The following is a 20,818-nucleotide window of genomic DNA, read 5'->3' on the forward strand; positions in this document are numbered from 1 at the left end:
TATAAAAAGGAGTTTTATTATGTCCAATGCGAAAGCGTGTGTTGTGTTCACCGTCGGGCTTGAAGACGAGGTTCCACCGGTTGTTGATCAACTTGCCAGCCAAGGCTTTGACATCTGTACCGCTTCGGCAGATCAGGAGACTGTTGAGGCGGCTCAAGCCGGAAGCACTGGCCTGCCGGATGCGATAAAAGGCTGCATAGACAATGCAGTTGTTTGCGTATTCCTCATTCCTGAAACTGTTCCCGAATCATTGATAGCCGCTGCCGGCTATGCTGGCAGCTCAGGGAACAGAATTGTTGCGGTCTGTGAAGACGTTACGGCACTGCCTAAAGTATTCGACGAACTTGCCACCTCGGTTGTGCAAGTGAACAGCCCGAAACTACCAGAAGCAATCCAAGGCGATACTGTGTGGGAAGCCCCAAACGGGTCGGCGGGCGCCAAGCGCAGCATTACGCGAATCAAATGCCAATGAACGGGCTTCCTCGGATTTACTCGTACAAGCTGACCAGAGACTACGGATTTGCACCGAATCCTTTCCATGGCATCTGCACGCTGGCGACGTGCAAGCCGCAAATCCGGCGCGGGGCTCAGGTTGGCGATATCGTCGTGGGCTGCGGCAGCGCCGAATTGAATATGGTCGGAAAGCTCATCTTCATGATGCGGGTATCCGAGAAAATGACTTTTCAGCAATACTGGGACGACCCAAGGTTCTCCATCAAAAAAGCTAATCTGCATGCAAGCAAGGCAGCAGCCTATGGCGATAACATCTATCACATAGATAACCAACAATGGATTCAGGAAGATTCCCACCACAGTGGCGAGGATGGCGTGGAGAACCCTGCCAATCTACAGCGCGATCTCGGTTCGGATAACGTTCTGATAGGGCAGGATTTTGTTTACTGGGGTTCAAATGCCATCGACATGCCGCAGGATTTACGTGATCTGGACTTCGATGATCTTTACCCAGACACCCGCAACTATAGATCCGTGTACTCTGACGCGTTCCGTTACGGGGTAGATGCCTGGCTTAGGGCATTCCCAACTCGAGGTTATCAAGGAAGTCCCAGTTCTTGGTGATTCACGTGTGTCACCGCATGCTGCCAGTCTGTAGGCGCATCCCACGTCGCTTGGGCGACACTCAGCGCGACGATGAATGCGCCCACGTTGTGGGCGCATTGGCGTTGGATTTCTCCAAGCCGATAGCCTGCCTTTCGGTTCTGCCTTAGGTAAGCGATTGGGAGCACACCTCTTAGCTTGCGCGTCGGCATAACTACGCTCTGAGCGCCAAAGTGCCAACATCGGATGGAGCCAATATCGGATGAAAAAGCCCCAATTCCCTGGTACCTGCCAGACGACTCCATCGACTAGCAGATCAAAAAATTTCACCTCATGAGCCAAAGCCCAGTGACAATTTCGAGCACTCCGCGACCTCAATCCGATGACGACCTTCGAGACATCGAACAGGATGTCATCAAACGGTTTTCGATCAAACTGAACAATCTGGCGCTCGAGCGGAACATTACCGCTTACGCAGGCAGCCCTTTGGGCGCCCAGGACACTGTGTTTGCCGACTATCTGCTAGCCAGCACCACGCGCTTCTGTTTGATTGAATTCAAAGCTACCAAAGACAATTTTAGCTCCGAAAACCAGAAGGCGCTGCGCGTTGAACTGTTCAAAGTGCTGGCTAATCGCAAGGCGGTGCTGCGCCGCAGTCTAGATGTACATTATATGTGCTGGGGAACCTTTGAATCCGACTGCTTGCCTGGTATGAGTACGCAGGTTCAGGAAGAAAGCGAGATGCTAGGACAGTACGCTCCCTGCGTGGCCCCTTACATGAAGGCCAAACCTAAACTAGAAAAGTCCGAGGAGTACCCTCCGGAGTCCTTCGCCGAGCACTTTTTTGAAAGCCAGCAATTCGGAAGTGACTTGAAAAGGTTCAAACGATACGTAAGAGATCTGAGCGAGCTCGCTGCCGATACCAAGCAGGGCGAGGGCACTATCGAAGGTGCCGTCTGCATCTACATCGAGGCCATACGCAAGTTCAAATCGTACCGTTTCAAAGGCCTTGAGCAACTCCTTGAATTTCTCAACTCTCCAAATCAGGCCCTAAGCCCTCAAAAGCCTGACCGTTCCCGAAAGCCCAATACCTTGGGCATGTAGGTGATTATGGAAGCTTGCGTGCCATTACCTTTTCAAAGCGCTGTTTTTCACTATCAGAGGCGCGGCCCCAGAATCTGCTGAAGTATTGGCTCTGCTGCCTCTCAGCCTTGCGCGTTTCTGACTCCACGCCGATGTCGAATCCAAAACGCGCGACAGCATAAGTGGCTGCAGATCCAGCCAGGAACGCCAACGCCAGCATCGCATAGCGCCATCTCGCACTGACCCGAGCTTCGCGCAGCTCGATAACGGCATTTCTAGCCTCATCCGTCGCCTCGCTGATTTTCGCAATCAGAGTATCGCTAGCACGAATAACACCGGACGTCGCTGCATTCCTAGCAGCTTCTGCAGTGTCTTCTATCAGCGAGGACCCGTCGCTCCAAGCAGCAAGTGCCCGCTCAACTTCTCCTTCAATGCGGGCAGCAATTGCCAAGAGGTCTTGCGCGCTTTTGCTTGTTTTTTCAGACTCCCCTTGGATCAGATCCCCCTGATCCGTGAGTCGGTCTAGCTCAGACGTGAACCTTTGCGCTGTCATCTGATAATGCTTGTAGGTGGCGGTGAATTGCACAGGATCATTCATTAATATCGTCACTTCTATAAGACGGTACGGATAGACTCGAAGCGCACAAAGGGGCTGCATCAAAACTGCTGTCCGAAATCGGGCTCTCGCCTTGGGCGCGTAGAGCGCGGAGCGCGAGAGAATTGTCGGTTGCGCAAAGCGTATACGATCCGAGATGATCAGCTCTACCAAAGCACCACCGCCGGTGCTGAATAAATGGATAAAAGGAATTTCCATGGCCAAGCCTATGCCCCAGCCAGCGTCGCTCTCACTTCCTGAATACAGGCTAAAGGCATTCAAGACCAATCAGTTCGAGCAGAACGCGGATGGTTTTCAGAACATCAAGTTCGGGTATTTCGGCGAGGTCGGGGGGTTGCTGTCAGCTGTCAAGAAATCCGGTCGCGACAACCTCGCAGTTTCGGAGCATGATCTGGCTGCAGAGGAGTTAGGCGACGCGCTCTGGTATCTGATCAACATTGCCAGTGCTTTGACGGTAGACCCCGATCAACTCGGCGATCAATGCATCAAGCTGCTACGCAGCCGATTTGAGGAGTGCGATCAAGCTCCTGTCACTCCTGTAACCTTCCGGCATATCGACAGCTTGATGGAGGTTCGTAGGGCGCCGGGCTCCATTGACCGCTCCACTCAATTGGGCAGTTTGGCCTACCACGCGGGGATTTTGACCAAAACCACGTATGCTGAATACCAGTCGATGGGCCAAGGACCTCGTGCCGAGCATATGGGCACTCATCTCGCTGAGCTGGCCATTGTATGCGCAAGCTTTGATCTGAAGCTTGAGGAAGTCGCAAAAGCCAACCTGGAAAAGATCCACAGTCGCTGGCCAGGCGAAGAAGGGGTTTACCCAAAACAGTTCGATGCCGGGCACCCACCGCATGAGCAATTTCCCCCCTTGTTTGAAATAGAGTTCTTCGAGCGAGGTACGCGAGAAAACGGACATGTGGTTCAGAGTCTAAACGGCGTTTTCATCGGGGACCCGTTGACCGACAACAGCAACGAGCCCGACGACTATCGCTTCCACGACGTGTTCCACTTAGCGTATGTGGCGTTTCTGGGCTGGTCTCCTGTGCTGCGAGGTTTGCTCAAACGCAAACGCAAGTCAGTTTCCAAGACCGATGAAAATGAAGATGGTGCGCGCGCCATGATTATTGAGGAAGGAATCGCGACCTGGATATTCAACCATGCCGAAGGACAGAATTTTTATGCCGACGAACGGCGCCGAAGCCTCGATTATGGTGTTCTTAAGCAGATCCGGGGCATGGTGGAAGGATATGAAGTGGACAAATGCCAACTCTGGCAGTGGGAAAGAGCGATAATGGCCGGCTTTGAGATTTTCCTGAAGATACGCCACCACCGCGGAGGCACGGTCGTTGTCGACGTACTGAATCACACCATGGAATTTTTTCCCCCTACGAAGAATTGACCTCCATGAATCCCACAGCCTTTGTGAACGCCCTGTCTGAGCTAAAGCTGGACAACGTGTTCAATCCTTACGCCGACAAGTGCCCCATACATGATCGCAGCGATGCTGTCGCTGCACGTCGGCGTAATCTGCGTGGCTATCTCAAGGCCGCGACCGATATCGGTGTCGATACCATCTGGATGGGACGAGATTTGGGTTATCGTGGCGGACGGCGGACCGGGCTTGCTCTAACCGACGAATACCATCTTCCAGAAATGATGCAGCGTTACCCTGGCTCCGACTTCAAACAGGCAACGGTCGGCCCAGCGTTAGTTGAACGCACGGCGTCCGAAATATGGTCAGTGCTCAGGGTGCTCGCGCTCCCACCGCTATTGTGGAACGTGTTCCCATTTCATCCACACGAGCCAGGCAATCCGTTTACCAATCGAAAATTCACCGCGCGCGAGTTGCAAAAGGTCGACCTGCTAAACGAGACACTGATCAGGTGGCTGGGCGTGCGCCGAGTAGTCGCCATTGGCGGGGATGCCTTTAACTACGCGAGCCGGTTCGATGTTGAAGTCGTTGCCATCCGGCATCCTAGCTACGGAGGCATCAAAGACTTTAGGAACGGCATGAGCGCCCTGTACAACATCCCAGTTGAGACTTTCAGCTCGAAACGCCAAGGCTCGCTGTTCTAATCAGGGAAACGCCGCGAACATCTGCTTAGCGGCATTAGCACCGCCCAGCGATTCCACATCCAAGTATGCAGGGGTAGGTTCTACCTGAACTGTCCTTGCAAGCATGCCATCGCGCTTCCTTAGGAAAAAGGAAAAAACGACAACAGGACTAGGCGACGTCGCCTTCACGATTCCTATTACACCAGCCAATAAGGTATTTCTTTTGCAAGACGTACCACAACCAACGGGTGAATCGCCCCCTTCTCTCCAGACCCAGTAGCAAGAGAAAGGCCTAGCGAGCCTGCTCAGTCGGCCTCATTCGCTCGTCACTGACCTGTCGTAGTCGCTTGAAATCAAAAAACGGATTGCCGTACAAAAAACTCGGCGAGCGAACATCCGAATTCCTGTCAGGACGAGCATGCTCGTGGTCAGGAAAAAACGGGAGGTCGTGATGGTCAGGAGCAGAATCCGCCCGATATACCTGCTTTTTCTCCGAAGGACTGAAAAGCATGTAGGAGTAATTCATCAGCGACTTCAGCCGCAGCAGCCACCACCAGCCGTGCGGCAGGTCAATCCTGAGGTGCCACCCCTTTTCACGCTTCTCCACACTCGCAGCACTGCCTCCAAGCTCTTCAGCGACCATCGCATGAACGTGGGGGATCAATTCGTCAGGGATGAATTCGCTTCGACCAAACTCCGGAATATCTATCGACAGGGAAAACAGCGTGCCCAAGAACTTCAGTACATTAGGCTGTTGTTTGGCCTGTTCTAGGTGCGGCCCACAGAGCGGCAGCTGGATGAGTGTCCCGCTACCAGGCACGCTGGCGATTGTGGTCCTGGCGCTGCTGATTGCAGGCTCCTTGCAGGCGAGGCAGGCACCCAGGCTTGAAAGAATCAAGGATCTGGTCACAGTAGTGTTGGCGAAACGCCCCTCAGCCAGATCGGCAGCCTCTTTAGTGGTCGACGTCATCCACCGATGCCAAGCATCGTAGACAGAGCGAGCAGCAGGGGTGTCGAGAGCGCTGTAAAGTGTTTGAGTATCCGCGACAGTTACCCAATCGGAAGACATTACGTTGACATCGAGAAGCGGCCCCCTATATCGATAGCTCCTCAGAGCACCACAAAAGTCGGACTGAGGGTAAATCAGTACGCCCTCCTGTTTGTTTTTAATCCAGTATTTCAGAGGTGCGGCGTCAATCAGCCTTTGCCAGACCTCTAGCCTGTAGGTCACGCTTTCACATACAAAAGATAAACGCCGGCCTACGAAGTCGAAGTTCTTGAATGAAATAGCTGCAATGAAGAGGTCTATTGTTGATGCCTCCGGAAGAGGCCCGTCCACCTCATCCAGTAGCGAATCCAAGTTGAAAAGCCTCCAACGATGATCGTTATCCATACCAGACCTCCAGAAATCTTACTTTGTTCTACTGCAGCCGGCCGAACGGCCTACTGGACTTCAGGGCCAAGAGTATAGGGGCGGAGCGGAACATCGAAACCTCATCAAATGCTCTCATCTCGGGTGGTACCTCTGCTAGCAGACAGATCGATACTGGTGAAACAGGAGTGCAGGATAGCCACACCAAAACAACGATGGAGATCCAAAATGTACCCACCACCAACCCTCGACGACGCCTGCTTTGTACTCCAGCAACTGGACAGCATCCCACGCCCGTATGGCGATAACGAAGGCGATGCCATCAACAGTGACAGCGTCTATTACGCACTTGAGCCCCATCACCAGCAGATCGTGGATCAGGCATACACCGTAGTGTGTGCATACACCCGTAAGTCTGGCGGGATGGAGGCGAACACGAGAGCCGTCAACGCACTGACCCACCGTGGCTACTCAACCTATTTGGGGCCGGACCAGAACGATGTATACCGCCTGGTTGGAACCGCGGAGACCGAAAACTGGTGCCTTATTATCTCCGACCCTGGATCCAACAACGCTGACGACGACTATTAATCCTCGGGGGTAACCGTCAGGGTCGAGCCGTCCGGCAGGCGATAGCTTGCCGTGACGACAACCCCCTGGCGCTTACGCTCCTTTTCCTCCTGTTTCATCATCTCCCTGCAGATCTTGCGAGTCGTTAGTTCGGAGATTGTGATCTTGGGATCACCTTCCCGATCAATCACCTCCATGATCTTGTCTGTCGCGATATTGGCGCTCTTCCAAGGCTTTAGCGTCAAAAGAGACCCTGTACCGCGCAAACTGTAGTAGAGCTCAGCGACCCTCCTTTTGCCCAGATTCACTTGGGCTGCGTTCAAATGCTTTTTCCGGGCATTCGCTTTGGCTTTCCTTGTGTCTGCAATTGTGTCGAACCGATGCATGATGAAATCTGACGCCTTACGCATCCCTAGCAAAAAGTTCGCGTCAATTAAGTAGGAATACGCGATATCAGTTTTCTCGGCCTCTGCAGCTTTCTGCGCCTGTATTAGCAGGCCGCAAATGGCATAGACCGATGCCTGGGTTTGCTGAGGAGTTTCGAGGGTCTCAGCGATGTGATCCGACAAGCTCTTACCTTCAAGATGCACCACCGAGTCCAAGATCAGCAGAAAAAGATCGTCACCTGGTAGCTCGTAGCCGTTCAATAAGGGAATGGTGATGCGTTCAAGCACCATTTTCATGAAGCTCTGCAGCTGTGCTTCACCTCCATCCTCCTGAGCAGCCATGATTTGATTCAGAAACGCTGGAAGACGAGGTCGGAAGTGATTGATGAATTCGGATAGTGCCAGAGCCCATAAACGCTGTAGCTCAGTATCAAAGGAGCGCGCAGGCCGGCCTTCATGCAACAGCAACTGTTTACCCGCATAGGCCGGCAGAACGACCTCGTGCACAATTTGAAAGAGGTTGGCAATTTCCTCCCTCTGCAGCCGGATGACATCCGTGCCATTCACCTTGTTCTGCAGTACTTGGATTTGACGAAATGTCTCCTCCAATCCGGCTTCAAGTGATCCTTCTTCAAAGGTGAGTTCCATTCTATTTCTCCGAGGTCGGTTGAGATCGCCCTAGAGCTTACTAGATGGCCTACTGATATCACAGACCACTATACTAGGCTCTGTCTAACGGGACAGCCCCCTTCGAGCCAGTGGTAACCGTCCGTCAGTTCTGCTGATGGACCGTAACCGAGATCGGCTGCATGGCTCATGCCCGATGCAAATTCTTCGAGCTGCACGCTACCAATAAAAGCACGCTCGCCGAGCAAGCCCTGCGCTATATCCAGCTGCTGTACGAAATCGAAAGTGAAGTCCGTGACCTGGAACCGGATTTACGCCGCCGAATACGACAAGAAAAAGCCGCGCCGGTAATGGATATGCTGCATGCCTGGATGCTCGCCCAGCGTGATCTGGTGCCCGAAGGCTCGGCCATCAGCAGAGCACTCGATTACAGCCTGAAACGCTGGGCAGCGCTGTCGCGCTACCACAAAGACGGGGCCGCACCCATAGACAACAATTGGGCGGAAAACCAAATTAGGCCATGGCCGCTTGGACGCAAAAACTGGCTCTTCGCAGGGTCGTTGCGCAGCGGAAAACGGCTGCGGCAAATCATGAGCCTGATTCAGTCGGCACGCATGAACGGGCATGACCCGTATGGCTATCTCAAGGATGTGCTTACGCGGTTGCCGACACAGAGGGCCAGTGAAATTGGACAGTTGCTGCCGCACCAGTGGGTAGCTCCATCGCACTGATCAAATGGGCGTGACCCACTAGATTTCCCATTTTTTCCCTGTCGTTGGCTAAATTTTCTTAACCGCGCCAAGATTTTCTTAAAATGTGCGCCGAACACTCAGAAAATATTAACCGAAAATGGCCGCGCAACCACTATTTTGGGGCTTTCCGCTTATCGGCAGGTTGCGGTAGGTATGGCAGTTACCTGCCACCCCCGCATAGATCCGTACGTGCGGAACTACCGCATACGGCTCCTGCCTCGGGTGTCCACCCTAGCCAAGCCGGTCTCTGTGCCGGCGAGCTTATCCATGGGCTCGATGGCGAACCAGATGACGTCGATGCGGATCATTTGGCAAGCTCACGGACAAAGTGTGCGCATCACTCAGGATGGGAAACTTGTCATTTGACCGTGATTGATAGTTCGCCAACGAGTATCTCAAAGATCGCCAGTGCCTCAGTCCGCCGTTTACCCAACCCGTCGTGCACCAAGACTTTCATGCGGGTGGCGCGGCGGTTGGCGAACAGATAAGCGCAGTGCGGCTGCGCCGCACCGAACACTGAAATCACGCGGGCCATGGCGGTGTCGGTGCCGGCGCGCATGTCCATCGGCTCAGTGGCGAACCAGATGGTATCGATGCGGATCATCGCAGCAGATTTCGCAGAAAGGTGGCACAGGCTGCGGCGTTTTCGGTTGGCCAGCTCACTTTGACGGTGCCGCATGGGTGCGGGATTTCGAGACAAATAGTCGACGACGCGGCTTGCGAATTTAATCCGGCTAGCTGCAAGGGCAGCTGAATGAACGCAGGCTGCAGAGCCATGGTTTTCTGCGCTTGGACTCGAATCCATTTATGGACGAGGTTTGCGTTAAGGCTGTGGCGCAGCGCAACGCTGGCAATCGAGGCCCGAGGCTGGGCGCACTCTTGAATGACCTGGGCCTTGAAGGATTTGGAATAGGAACGGCGTTGTGACTGCATGAAAGACCCGCTTAAAAGGCTGGAAATGGTGTCCACTCAAATTAGGTGGACACCATGGCCTTCGGCGGTTGCGTCAGGAAGGTGTGTTGGCCGGACGGATACATCCATTTGCAGATGACATTAGCATTGATGTCATGGGCGATGGCAACGCTGGATAGGGTCGCACAGGGTTGCATGCATTTCTGAACGACCTGCGCTTTGAACGGTTTCGGCTAAGAGCGTCTTTGGCGCATGAAAATCCAGGCGATAAGGGCGATCGCGTCCGCGTAGAAATACGCGGACATCATCTTCCCTAATGCAGGAGTCCGGAAGGTGTGTTCCCGTAACGCCTACGCATATCCAAATATATCCTGTCGACTATAAAGTATAGTCAACAGGATATATTTGGATATTTGCGCTGGTAGCTAAGCATCAGCACTGCAACGCTACGCTCGCGTTCACGAGCCAAGGATCGCGCCACACCGTCATAGTGCGCTCGTGCAATCAACTCTGGTGGTAATGGCAGAGCAGTTTAGCGGCCAGCGTTTAATCCAGAGATGAAAGGCAGCAAGTCAGGTAGCGCTACTCAGAGCGCTACTCAGGTAGATGCCGCGAGCGAGTTTGTGGTCATCGGGTAGCTCCGACATGCCCCGTATCTCGTCATAGCATGAAGACCTGAAACCTGAGGACAACTATTTCAGAACTGGACGCTCGGTAAAATAAGCTGCAATCAGCTGCTTGCGCATCCCTTTGAGATAGGAACTGAGGACCGCTAACCAGAATAGGTTTTTGGCTCGGGTAACTGCTACATCTCAGTTAACGAGCTAGTGCTTTTTTGTTGAAATTCCTTCCGGTGCCTCAAGGCTACCAGCAAGTAGTCCGACAGGCTCCTCAAGCTCCGTCTGCGCCGCGACACGCAGAAAACGCTGGCCGGCGTCCGGCTTTGAAGCGAGTATGGCCCGGGCTTCGCGAATGAACTGATCGCGCATATGCCATTTGTCAGTTTTAACCTTACGACGTCCCTTCATTTGCATCCTCGCAAGCCAGGTTCACTGATGCGCGCTTATCCAAGCTGATACCTCAAGATCCGCCTGAGCAGGCCGTCATCTAAAACATTAGCCACGGCGGCATCATCTCAAAACGCGACCGCTGACCGGGCAATAGCCTAGTAAAAATCAGGTAAATCATCAAACGGATAACTATCAAGTAGAATAGCCGGCTTGTGCGCTTGCAGCGCTGCCAGGAAAGGCCGATTACGGAATAACTGATGAAAATTTTTACGCCCTTGCCCGGGGAGTATGTTGCGTCTGTGCTACAGAGAGGGAACGAGATGATGGGCCTCAAAACAGTAGCGTTGAAAGACTTTCACATAAAACCATTGCCCAGAAAAGGCTACGGAAACGCACTTGGTGATAAATATGAATCTAGAGCACACGCCGTATTTCAATTCCCTGATTTCTTTACAGAAAGAAACGTATCTGAAGAAGTTCTAAAAAACCATACCTTGTACCCGCTGACTGCGGCACTTGCGCGAACTAGAAAAGATATTGCTGTAACCCCAGCGGTTTGGAGGAAAATTTGTCCTATTTGTGCATTAGAGGATTTTGAAAACTATGGCACGGCATATGTCCACCGGAGACATGTCCCTACGTCGGTACAAGTCTGTAGCGTGCATGGCTCAAGACTCATGGATAGATGCACAACATGCTTAACGCTAATAAAAAACCATCAGATTTCTAAACTGAGCATATGCAGCCAAAAATACAAATCTCAAGTCGAAGAGCCAGACTCATTCAGCTTCGCCTATTCAAAATTTGTTGCCGACTTATTGACGTACAATGGTGCCACGCCTATGTCATATAGAACTGATTGGGTGATTATTAATAGTATTCGCTTGAGATATGAAAATGAAATAAAACAAAATGAAAACTTCATAAAAAATCTTATAAAAACCAAATTCGGCGTAGACGTAAGAACCCCTATTTCCCATACTTACTCAGACAACAATTACACTATATTCGCGTTTCTTGGGTGCGAGACTGCCGAAATATATTTTAATTTATTGCTCAGGAGCGAAGCATCTTCTCGACAAGTAAAATAGTTAACACATATAAGTTATTGACTCTAAAGCGTAGAATTTATTGATAGTAAATTATGCGGTTGAAAGTATATGTAATACTTCCTCCACAGTGACATGAGGCACCCTGATTCCGGCAAATCGGTATACAACACTCACAGCGCTTTGCTCAGGCGGAAGATAATGCCTCACTGCCCAGTAGATTTTACGAATTTGATAGTCATGATCAGATTCCAGCATGTCCTTCATCAGTAAAAAGCTTATTGGAAATTTACCTGGCCTCCTCAAAAAATCGTAGCTATGGGCGACTTTCCTGCCCAGTGCCGCGCGGGTGATCTTTTGAGGCCTGCTCTGTGTAGATAGGATCTGATCCCTCGCCACTAGCAGATCTCGAGCTAGCGCTAGATCTCGTGCGTCCCAATCGACTAACTCCGGCCTTAATCGGATAAAGGGATGTGCAGACACGTAATCTGCTAGCCACTCCCTATCATGGCGGTACAGCCACTGATAGCCAGGCTTTTCATGACATTTCATATTGAGGCTGCTTGAAAACACTGCCCGACGCGCCTGGACTTCGCCGTGATCGATAGTGGTACCAGGGTCATTGCCTTTATGTGCTTCTTCGTTGCAAGTATCAGCTTGAGGATCGAAAGCCCTTAGCTGTTCGAGGTCTGTCTCAAGGAGCCAGCAAAGAAAATAAAATTTCAAAGGCTGTATGACCCTCTCGCGGGGGCGCAAGACTGTAAATACCCAGTCACAGGAGTGGCAGATCTCCTGAAACTCATTAGCGAGAGAGCTAAGTAAAATACTCGGCGTCAAGAAAGCCCGTAACGCCTGCTCCTTAATCCTGCCGGACTTGAGAAATCCCATCGTCTCCAACCGGTATCCCAGGAAGTTACCAGCTAGGAGCCTCTGCACATCCGTAGGATGATTGAGAGCCCATAACTGCATCTGACTTACGATATCAAATGCAGATTCGGCAGGAGTCTCCATGATCTGGGAACCTACTGCCTCTCCCGGGAGCAGCATGCAGCGCCAATCGGCTCCATCCGGAAATGTAATTGCGCGGAGTGCCTTCCCATGCAGGGGGCAAACACAAACGCCCATCGCTTGGTGAATACGGTGCCAGTAGGCCGAGCCGCAATTGCGACTGTCTTCAGCAACGCAGCTTTCGCAATATCGAAAGGACGCATGCTTGAGGAAACCTGACGCTGTGAGGCCTAAGCTCATCTTAAGACCAGTTCCGGAGTTACCAGCCATCGCGGCTCGCGCGGCACTGCGCTTCGCTTCACTCAAAAAAGGCTCATAGAGAGGTAAAAGCGTAAAACGGTTAATTAGCTCGTTCACCGAATAGGCCCGGGCTAACTCCTGAGATAAGGTCCCCAAGCAGCATGGCAGGATTGAGCCGCAAGTCCGAGAATACACGCCAAATAAATCCTGGCTTGTCCGGCGATAACTGTGGTTTGCCGATAGTCTGTGATAGCGCACCGCTAGGCTGTAGAGCAACTCATCGGGAAACGGCTGAGGAAACCAATGCAAGCGCTCCATTGACTTGGCTCCCGCGATTCATGTCACCAGGCAGAGTCCGGATCCACCCACCCACGCTGTTTAAGTTGCGCCTCAACATCATCGCCTTTAGAAAAATGGGCGCTCTGTAGTGTCTCGTTGGCAACCGGAACTACTGGCTTGCGGACCGACTTCACAGCCTCTGTTTCAATATGCCCGACGGGTGCAATCGCTGCTTGGGCAATGAGAGAAAGGTGAGTTCTATCGGCACGGCGCGCCAGATCGTAATTCATCATCTGCGCGATCTGGTCCTTTGTAGGCATCATGTCCTCGAAGTCAGCGATCTGCAATGGGTCGCCGCTCCGGAGTGCCTCAACGGGCTTATGGAGGAGCCTCATCTGATTGTCGTACACCTGCTGAAGTAACGCTGGTGAGATAGAGTCGATGCCCTCCCAGATTGCGTGACGCTGAGAAAGCATTAGGAGTTTGGCTAAAAAGTCAGTGTTTCCTTGGGTGAGATCGTAGATTTTGGAAAGCAGTCGCCCCGTCAACGGGGCGGGAGTTTTGGTCCAGTCGTAAGCCCAGAGTTGGGACACCAAGTGCGCCCAAAATGGATCATCCTCGGAGAATCTGTCAAAAGCGATCGGCCCCATTCCCGCCGCACGGCGAGCATTTCGTAATACACCTGAAAACAGCGGAAGCATTGCATTTGTGCCGACATAGACCAGTGGCACGCCCGCGTCATTCGATAGTGTCACGAAGAAATTGAGCAGCTTTTCACGATCCTGGCCGCCTCGAGACGAGCAAAGGTGCTGCATTTCATCAATGATAAGCGCGCCAATAGAAAAGGTTTTGCACAGTTGACTGATGTTTTGAAGCATGACACTGATGCTGCGACCAGTAGAGCCTCTGCTGGAATATTTCTCGATGCCTAATGCCGCATCCAACGAAGAGAAGAAAGCCGCACAAAACCCCCGTAACGAGCCATCGTGCGGACATTCGATCTTGAGCCACACCACCTGCGTCTCAATGAATATCTGCTCCTTGTATTTACTGTGGCTGATCACCTGTGGATAAAGTTTGGCAATGGCGTTGAGTGCGGTCGTTTTGCCCATTCCGCTCAACCCGATCAGGGTCATTGTTTCTGCGGTGGACATAAATCCGTGCCCCTTGATTTCCGCAGAAGAAGGCAATCGGTGCTTTACGGTGGACGCATGCAAAGGATTGCGTCCGGTGTACCCGTACCGAATCAACTGACTGAACAAATCCTCCAGTCGCAGGTGGATTTCAAATGGTACGATGACGTCCTTCAGCCTGTTAATCCCATGACCACGAAGTTTCGGGTCCATCGCCCTTTCCGTCTCATTAGGCCGTGCAGGGGTGTTTCCGATGCGTCTGACGACATCAACATCCGACAGAATCTTGGGGAGGCACTCAATCAGGGGATTACCATCGTATTGAGGCATGCCAGTCGAGACGTACTCAGCAGGCGCAAAACTGAAGTCACTCATGATTGGCCTCGTTATCCGCGTTGATCACCAGTTTCAGAAAAGCAGCGCTCCTGCCCGAAACAGGTTTCTCGACTACTGGATTTGAAATTTCAACTGCGTCTGGCGAGTTATTTACAAGTCGGAGTTGATTTAGATCAGCGGTATGCAAGTCACGCTCATTCTGAGTTTCTGTTGCACGCTTCGAACGTTTGTCACGCTTAAACTCAGCGTCTGATTCTGGGTTGCCTTGGGCCCTCCGTTTAGCTTTCGCCCGGTCAAGGATTTCCTCCTGACGACTCTGGAGGAGTGCTCCAGTGGCAGCATCTTCATATCGGGCGTCAGGCGAGACCTGGTTCAAAATCTTGATCATATCGAGGACCTCCTCCATACGAAGCCCAGCATACTTAGCACGGTGCTGCGGTACGATGGTCAACGGCTCGAAACCGGCCTCAGATTTGATCCAGCAATTCTCGATCGAGTTTGGATCATAAAAAACCCTGACGTACCTGGTTTTGAAATTGTGAGAGCGTTCCAACCACTCTGAACGGATAGCCGTTTCACACGTGTACTGCACGCCTTGAAAACTGATACCGCCACGGCCGATGCGACACTCCTGCGAGGGCAACAACGCAATCTTCAGCTCCGCGGGCGACACGACTTTCGAATTCAGAAGACTGTTTGCCATAGACCAATTCCACATAGCTATCGGAGTGGGCTCTACTTCCGCAGCGATCATCTCCCGGCTCAGCAGATGAGGGACGCGAAGGCTCTTGTTGTGAGCCAGAACACCGACGATGACCATTTCAGTAAACTCATCGATATCGAAGATGGCGTCCAACTGGTAGTCACGATCACCACGCTCCATTTTCCGAGCATCTACGCCGCCCGGGGAAAATTTCAAATCCAGCTTTTCGTTGATCAGGCGAAACCGGCTCTCAATGATACTTTTCCAGTCCGGCCGAAACGGTGGCAAAATCTTGAGGACCGTACCTAAAGTCTTTGTCATCGTCTCCCCAGCTTCACTGAGCAGCTCGGCTCGATCTGCGACAATTTCAACTGGCAGGTGGGCGCACGGCCAGTCACCTTCATCAATCTCAATGTTGTAGCGTTTGCAAAAATCTTTCTTGGCAGTGCAGGCGTTGTAGATGGCATGCCTAGCGCCATTCCAACTGGGTCCCTCAAGACCGACATGAACGCCTACAATCATCCTAGTGAACGTATCGACCACTACATACAACACTGGCCTGCCAATAAGCCACAGCCGATTGACTCGATGGACCAGATATACATCAGCAATGGTCGAGTCGATTTCGTACCGATGGCCGGCACCGACCAAACCCTCCGAGGCAGACCCGACTAGCGGACGATGGTCTTTGTTGTAACGGATTGCACCGCCACGAGTCTTCAACCTATAGAGTTCATCAAAAAACAGTTTTCCATGATGATTCAGTTGGTGGATGGAGGGATAGATGCCGCGTATCAGGTTTCCTTTCGAACCATCGGACTTGATCGACCTATAAAATTTATCGAGCATCCATTCATGCGCTCTCTTTAGGCTGCCACATCTGCCGCTGGCAACGCGACCATAAGCTAGACGGATATGACCCATGTGTCGCGCTTCGAGCAAAATTGCGCCACCATCATCCACTACTACGCCACGATATTTAAGCGGTCGGCCAGGAACTATACCGGAGGTACGGTTTTTTGATTTCCCAGGACCTCCACACGCACTTGTATTCCATAAAAAAGCGTTACGTGTCTGCCCCATGCTCCAATACCGATATAGCAAGCGATAAATTTGTTTTCGGTCTACCCCCATAACCAGCGCATGATTAGCAACGAGAGCTCCAAAGTTAGACGTTAAAATATCGAGTGGAACCTGACCCTCCACTAAACCACGTACCAGTCCCCAATTCTTTTCCCTGCTTATTTTTTCATTCTCTCCAATCTCATCATCGCTTCGAAGCAGATGCATGGGCACCATTTCAAGATTGAGCACCGCCGCACCATTATTTATCTCTTCAACTAAAAGCGACCTGTCAACGCGCCAAGGCTTAGATGGATTCGTTCCCAGTTCAATAACTAAGACAAAATCATCCCTTATGCCTAAAACCCTAACTGGTTTCTTCAGAAGCCCAGAGCTCTCACCTGGAGAAACGATACTGTTAACGCCCAGACTAAGCATGGCGGGGCACCTCAATTTTTGGTGCAACGGAAAAGGACGACTCACTAACCCAGAAGCGCAAAGGCTCGGATAAGCTTATCAACCTAGTAGTTAGGTCCGTCTTAAGTCTACCCGTCCATAAAAGATGATGGAACAGCCGCTTAACACCCATATATTCGATAAAAATTGACCTTGAAGCTTTTTCTAACAGTGCTTTTAAGGGCAATTGATCAGTCGCACATTCAGCTATATATTCTAGCAGTTTATTGACATTATTATCCGTAGGCAAAGAAGGATGTATATGTGCATAACTTCTAAGAATAGTTAAGTTTTTTATTTTTATTTGCGAAAGATTTTCATGGAAAACAAGTTTCCATTCTACCTTCCTGATAGCCCAGTACTTTGCTTCGATTTCAAGCTTTTCTGCCATCCGATTCCGCTCCCTGATACCGGCTTCCTCAAACTCCTTTCGATACTTTACAGAACGCGCGGCCAGCCTTTCTTCGCCCTCTGAATCTATGAAAGTGATAAGGAAGTCTGTAGTCATAACGACAGGGACCTGAGTACCCGGGTACACAGGGTGACGGAAGTTCAGACTCGAAGCGATCGCTTGAGTTTCAGCTTGTGTTAAAAGCGGAAATTGCTCGCGCACGTCGATGATAGAGGGATCCTGCTCAAGGATCAGGTGATAGTCACGCTCAGCGTTGGATAGCAGGTGATGGCTGCGATGGAATTTCACTCCCGGCACAAGGTGAGACACACCCCTCGACTGTATATCCCAAATCTTGATCCAGGGCTCATAGGACTCTCTTACGCCGGAGCCACGACCTGATTTGATTTTCCTATCAATCTTCCGCTGAGTCATCAGTCTGGAGGCAGCAGGTTTTCTTGGTGCAACGGGCGCAGATGTCATTTCAAGAGTCGCTCATTGTTAGGCGACCCACTCGATCAGAACGGCACAGGGCATGTGGCGTGGGGAATTCATGAGCGGGTTTAGCCAGGACAGAAGTGACAGTGGCGAGGTAGATAATGAGCCGTTATTCCTGGACCTGCCACTACCCCGGCAAAAGCGCCGGGATAGAGCCTTGTGACACACTTTAGCGACTTGTGACAACCTTTATTATTTTGTGACAAGCTTTATTCTTTGGAAACAATATAGCCCGCCCCTATGGATAACTCACTCCACCGTCACCGACTTCGCCAAGTTCCTTGGCTGATCAACATCCGTCCCTTTCAACACCGCCACATAATACGAAAGCAGCTGCAACGGAATGGTATAGAGGATTGGTGCAAGGGCATCGATGATGTGCGGCATGGCGATGACGTGGGTGCCTTCACCGTTCTTGAGGCCGGCCAGCTCATCCGCGAAGACGATCAGCTCGCCACCGCGTGCGCGTACTTCCTGCAGGTTTGATTTGAGTTTTTCCAGCAGTTCGTTGTTCGGTGCGACAGTGACTACCGGCATGTCGGCATCCACCAGCGCCAGCGGGCCATGTTTGAGTTCGCCTGCCGGGTAGGCTTCGGCGTGGATGTAGGAGATCTCTTTGAGCTTCAGTGCGCCTTCCATTGCTACCGGGAATTGCGCACCGCGGCCCAGAAACAGGGTGTGGTGCTTCTCTGCGAACAGCTCGGCGACTTTTTCGATGGTGCCGTCCATTGCCAGGGCTTCGCCCAAACGGGTGGGCAGGCGACGAAGTTCTTCGACCAATTGCGCTTCGACACCCTCCTCCAATGAGCCTTTGACCTGGCCGAGCGACAGGGTCAGCAGCAGCAAGGCAACCAGTTGAGTGGTGAAGGCTTTTGTCGATGCCACGCCGATTTCCGGACCGGCCTGAGTCAGCAGGGTCAGATCGGATTCGCGTACCAGTGAGCTGATGCCGACGTTGCAGATCGCCAGGCTGGCAAGAAAGCCCAGTTCTTTGGCGTTGCGCAGTGCTGCAAGGGTGTCGGCGGTTTCACCGGATTGCGAGATCGATACGAACAGGGTGTCCGGCTGAACCACGACCTTGCGATAGCGGAACTCGCTGGCCACTTCCACCTGACAAGGAATGCCGGCCAGACCTTCAAGCCAATAACGCGCGACCATGCCTGCGTGGTAACTGGTGCCGCAGGCAACGATCTGCACGTTGCGTACTTTGCCGAACAGTTCGGCAGCCTGTGGTCCAAATGCATGGACCAGCACCTGCTGCTGCCCCAGACGACCTTCAAGCGTGCGCTGCACGACCTTGGGTTGCTCGTGGATTTCCTTGAGCATGAAGTGACGATATTCGCCCTTGTCAGCGGCTTCGGCACCTTCGTGGTATTGCACTACTTCACGCTCGACCGCCACGCCGTCGACATTCCAGATCTGCACGCTGTCGCGACGGATCTCGGCAATATCACCTTCTTCCAGGTACATGAAACGGTCGGTGACCTGGCGCAGTGCCAGTTGGTCCGAGGCCAGGAAGTTTTCACCCAGCCCCATGCCGATCACCAGCGGGCTGCCGCTACGGGCGGCCAACAGGCGGTCCGGTTGCGCGGCATTGATCACAGCAAGACCATAGGCACCGTGGAGCTCTTTCACCGCAGCCTTCAGGGCAATTGCCAGATCAGGCGTGTCCTTGAGCTTGTGGTGCAGCAGGTGAACAATGACCTCAGTGTCGGTCTCGGATGCGAACACGTACCCCAGGCCTTTGAGCTGTTCACGCAGCGCTTCATGGTTCTCGATGATGCCGTTGTGGACAACTGCCAGCGTGTTAGCCGAGAAGTGTGGATGAGCGTTGCGTTCACACGGCGCACCGTGAGTGGCCCAACGCGTATGGGCAATACCCAGACGACCCGTCAGCGGCTCGCCTGCCAGTGCCTGTTCCAGTTCACTGACCTTGCCGGAGCGACGACGGCGCTCAAGAATGCCTTCGTTGGTGAAAACGGCCACGCCTGCGCTGTCATAGCCGCGGTATTCAAGGCGTTTGAGACCTTCGAGCAAAATGGCCGTGATATTACGTTCAGCAACGGCGCCGACGATTCCACACATGGTTCTCTCCTAGCTGACAGCGGCACAAATCAGATTGATGCCGCGGGCTTGTATCTGATCGCGGGCCTCGCTGGACAGGCGATCATCAGTAATAAGGGTATGGATACTGCTCCAGGGCAGCTCCAGATTGGGTATCTTGCGACCTACCTTGTCGGCTTCGACCATGACGACGACTTCCCGGGCGACTTCCGCCATGACCCGGCTCAAGCCCAGCAGCTCGTTAAAAGTGGTGGTACCACGAATCAGATCGATGCCGTCGGCACCGATAAACAGCTGATCAAAGTCGTAGGAGCGCAGTACTTGCTCCGCGACCTGCCCCTGAAAAGACTCCGAGTGCGGATCCCACGTTCCGCCAGTCATCAACAGGACCGGTTCTTGCTCGAGCTCAGTGAGGGCTCGCGCTACGTGCAGGGAGTTGGTCATGACGACCAGACCGGGTTGCTGGCCCAGCTCCGGGATCAGCGCAGCAGTGGTGCTGCCGCTGTCGACAATGATTCTGGCGTGCTCGCGAATTCTGCGAACTGCCGCGCGGGCGATGGCCTGTTTGTAGCGGGAAACAGGCTGACTGTTATCACTTATAAGCTCGTGAGGGAGCGGCACTGCGCCCCCGTAACGGCGCAGCAGCAAGCCATTGGTTTCAAGGGCAGCCAGATCCTTTCGAATCGTAACTTCGGAGGTTTCAAAGCGCTTGGCCAAATCATCGACACTGACTTCACCCTGCTCATTGAGCAAAGCAAGAATGTTATGGCGGCGTTGCGGCGTATTGCGCTTCGACATGACGGCCTTAAGTTTCGTTTCGAAAGATAACGAAGGCAATAAAAACCTATTTTTTGGGTTTGGTCAATGCCCGAGGGCTTGGCAGGACGCTTTTATGGGCTCAGCGCCGCTACTTTGTGTGCGCAGCAATTGTGAAGCAGAGCGTCATGCAAGGCACTCCCCTGGAGCATGAGGAACGAGAATCTTGTAACTCTCGTTTCAGTGCTCCGTTCTCAGAGGTATGCATAGGCCAGTTGGACCAGACCGGAATGCATTTCGTGGGGGCGGACTTGTCCGCGAAAGCTATTCACAAAGATTCCAGGACGGAGGATGGCTTTCGCGGACGAGTCCGCTCCCACAGGACATCATTTTTCCGGGCT

At 52.5% G+C, this 20,818-nt stretch carries 19 protein-coding genes and 1 pseudogene; 8 read left to right on the forward strand and 12 right to left on the reverse strand.

Annotation, left to right across the window (positions count from 1 at the left end; all coding sequences use genetic code 11):
* Positions 1-19: 19 nt before the first annotated feature.
* From MME58_RS26215 to MME58_RS26225, 3 genes are all read left to right on the forward strand, one after another.
* Complete coding sequence (locus MME58_RS26215; protein ID WP_055004864.1) at positions 20-472, forward strand: hypothetical protein; 453 nt, start codon at positions 20-22, stop codon at positions 470-472.
* The gene (locus MME58_RS26220; RefSeq protein WP_055004863.1) at positions 469-1,077 is read left to right on the forward strand and encodes an Nmad2 family putative nucleotide modification protein; all 609 of its coding nucleotides are present in this window, start codon (positions 469-471) and stop codon (positions 1,075-1,077) included. Before MME58_RS26215 ends, MME58_RS26220 begins: the two co-directional genes overlap by 4 nt.
* Positions 1,078-1,389: 312 nt before the next feature.
* A complete protein-coding gene (locus MME58_RS26225; protein ID WP_147479311.1) occupies positions 1,390-2,160 on the forward strand; it encodes a hypothetical protein in 771 nt (256 codons plus the stop codon).
* A 4-nt stretch (positions 2,161-2,164) separates the two neighbouring features.
* Here MME58_RS26225 and MME58_RS26230 read toward each other — a convergent pair whose 3' ends face one another.
* Positions 2,165-2,953 carry a hypothetical protein gene (locus MME58_RS26230; RefSeq protein ID WP_147479858.1) on the reverse strand — a complete coding sequence of 263 codons (789 nt, stop codon included), beginning with the start codon at positions 2,951-2,953 and terminating at the stop codon, positions 2,165-2,167.
* Here MME58_RS26230 and MME58_RS26235 point away from each other — a divergent pair.
* Positions 2,952-4,157, forward strand: a complete 1,206-nt coding sequence (locus MME58_RS26235; protein ID WP_055004861.1) for a nucleoside triphosphate pyrophosphohydrolase family protein — start codon at positions 2,952-2,954, stop codon at positions 4,155-4,157. The genes MME58_RS26230 and MME58_RS26235 overlap by 2 nt on opposite strands.
* Before the next feature lie 5 nt (positions 4,158-4,162).
* The gene (locus MME58_RS26240) at positions 4,163-4,834 is read left to right on the forward strand and encodes a uracil-DNA glycosylase (RefSeq protein WP_055004860.1); all 672 of its coding nucleotides are present in this window, start codon (positions 4,163-4,165) and stop codon (positions 4,832-4,834) included.
* A gap of 271 nt (positions 4,835-5,105) precedes the next feature.
* Here MME58_RS26240 and MME58_RS26245 read toward each other — a convergent pair whose 3' ends face one another.
* Positions 5,106-6,206: a hypothetical protein gene (locus MME58_RS26245; RefSeq protein ID WP_055004859.1), complete on the reverse strand. Its 1,101-nt coding sequence runs from the start codon at positions 6,204-6,206 to the stop codon at positions 5,106-5,108.
* Between the two features lie 207 nt (positions 6,207-6,413).
* On the opposite strand from MME58_RS26245, the gene MME58_RS26250 reads away from it, so the two are divergent.
* Positions 6,414-6,776: a hypothetical protein gene (locus MME58_RS26250; RefSeq protein ID WP_055004858.1), complete on the forward strand. Its 363-nt coding sequence runs from the start codon at positions 6,414-6,416 to the stop codon at positions 6,774-6,776.
* On the opposite strand, the gene MME58_RS26255 is transcribed toward MME58_RS26250, so the two are convergent.
* The gene (locus MME58_RS26255) at positions 6,773-7,789 is read right to left on the reverse strand and encodes a hypothetical protein (protein WP_055004857.1); all 1,017 of its coding nucleotides are present in this window, start codon (positions 7,787-7,789) and stop codon (positions 6,773-6,775) included. The two genes, MME58_RS26250 and MME58_RS26255, sit on opposite strands and share 4 nt — an antisense overlap.
* Before the next feature lie 143 nt (positions 7,790-7,932).
* Between MME58_RS26255 and tnpC the strand changes: the two are divergent.
* Positions 7,933-8,499 (forward strand): annotated as a pseudogene (gene tnpC / locus MME58_RS26260) (IS66 family transposase); the annotation flags it as partial.
* Between the two features lie 379 nt (positions 8,500-8,878).
* Here tnpC and tnpB read toward each other — a convergent pair.
* The 3 genes from tnpB to MME58_RS26275 all read right to left on the reverse strand — a co-directional run bounded on the left by tnpB (position 8,879) and on the right by MME58_RS26275 (position 10,460).
* The gene (gene tnpB, locus MME58_RS26265) at positions 8,879-9,199 is read right to left on the reverse strand and encodes an IS66 family insertion sequence element accessory protein TnpB (protein ID WP_233590979.1); all 321 of its coding nucleotides are present in this window, start codon (positions 9,197-9,199) and stop codon (positions 8,879-8,881) included.
* On the reverse strand, positions 9,121-9,453 hold the full coding sequence (gene tnpA, locus MME58_RS26270; RefSeq protein ID WP_233590980.1) for an IS66-like element accessory protein TnpA: 333 nt from the start codon (positions 9,451-9,453) through the stop codon (positions 9,121-9,123). The genes tnpB and tnpA overlap by 79 nt, the downstream gene beginning before the upstream one ends.
* Before the next feature lie 803 nt (positions 9,454-10,256).
* Positions 10,257-10,460 carry a hypothetical protein gene (locus tag MME58_RS26275; RefSeq protein ID WP_147479863.1) on the reverse strand — a complete coding sequence of 68 codons (204 nt, stop codon included), beginning with the start codon at positions 10,458-10,460 and terminating at the stop codon, positions 10,257-10,259.
* Positions 10,461-10,699: 239 nt separating this feature from the next.
* On the opposite strand from MME58_RS26275, the gene MME58_RS26280 reads away from it, so the two are divergent.
* Positions 10,700-11,533 (forward strand): TniQ family protein, encoded by an 834-nt coding sequence (locus tag MME58_RS26280; protein WP_082427026.1) that lies wholly within the window; start codon positions 10,700-10,702, stop codon positions 11,531-11,533.
* Positions 11,534-11,584: 51 nt separating this feature from the next.
* On the opposite strand, the gene MME58_RS26285 is transcribed toward MME58_RS26280, so the two are convergent.
* From MME58_RS26285 to MME58_RS26310, 6 genes are all read right to left on the reverse strand, one after another.
* Positions 11,585-13,057, reverse strand: coding sequence for a TniQ family protein (locus MME58_RS26285; RefSeq protein ID WP_055004855.1), 1,473 nt, complete (start codon positions 13,055-13,057; stop codon positions 11,585-11,587).
* A gap of 23 nt (positions 13,058-13,080) precedes the next feature.
* A complete protein-coding gene (locus MME58_RS26290; protein ID WP_055004854.1) occupies positions 13,081-14,526 on the reverse strand; it encodes an ATP-binding protein in 1,446 nt (481 codons plus the stop codon).
* Positions 14,519-16,690, reverse strand: coding sequence for a Mu transposase C-terminal domain-containing protein (locus tag MME58_RS26295; protein WP_055004853.1), 2,172 nt, complete (start codon positions 16,688-16,690; stop codon positions 14,519-14,521). The genes MME58_RS26290 and MME58_RS26295 overlap by 8 nt, the downstream gene beginning before the upstream one ends.
* Positions 16,683-17,582 carry a heteromeric transposase endonuclease subunit TnsA gene (locus MME58_RS26300; RefSeq protein ID WP_055004852.1) on the reverse strand — a complete coding sequence of 300 codons (900 nt, stop codon included), beginning with the start codon at positions 17,580-17,582 and terminating at the stop codon, positions 16,683-16,685. The genes MME58_RS26295 and MME58_RS26300 overlap by 8 nt, the downstream gene beginning before the upstream one ends.
* A gap of 264 nt (positions 17,583-17,846) precedes the next feature.
* On the reverse strand, positions 17,847-19,682 hold the full coding sequence (gene glmS, locus MME58_RS26305) for a glutamine--fructose-6-phosphate transaminase (isomerizing) (protein WP_054985601.1): 1,836 nt from the start codon (positions 19,680-19,682) through the stop codon (positions 17,847-17,849).
* Positions 19,683-19,691: 9 nt separating this feature from the next.
* Positions 19,692-20,459 (reverse strand): DeoR/GlpR family DNA-binding transcription regulator, encoded by a 768-nt coding sequence (locus tag MME58_RS26310; RefSeq protein ID WP_055004851.1) that lies wholly within the window; start codon positions 20,457-20,459, stop codon positions 19,692-19,694.
* Between the last annotated feature and the right edge of the window lie 359 nt (positions 20,460-20,818).

The sequence above is a fragment of the Pseudomonas syringae pv. tagetis genome (genome assembly GCF_022557255.1).
GTDB classification, from domain to species: domain Bacteria; phylum Pseudomonadota; class Gammaproteobacteria; order Pseudomonadales; family Pseudomonadaceae; genus Aquipseudomonas; species Aquipseudomonas caricapapayae.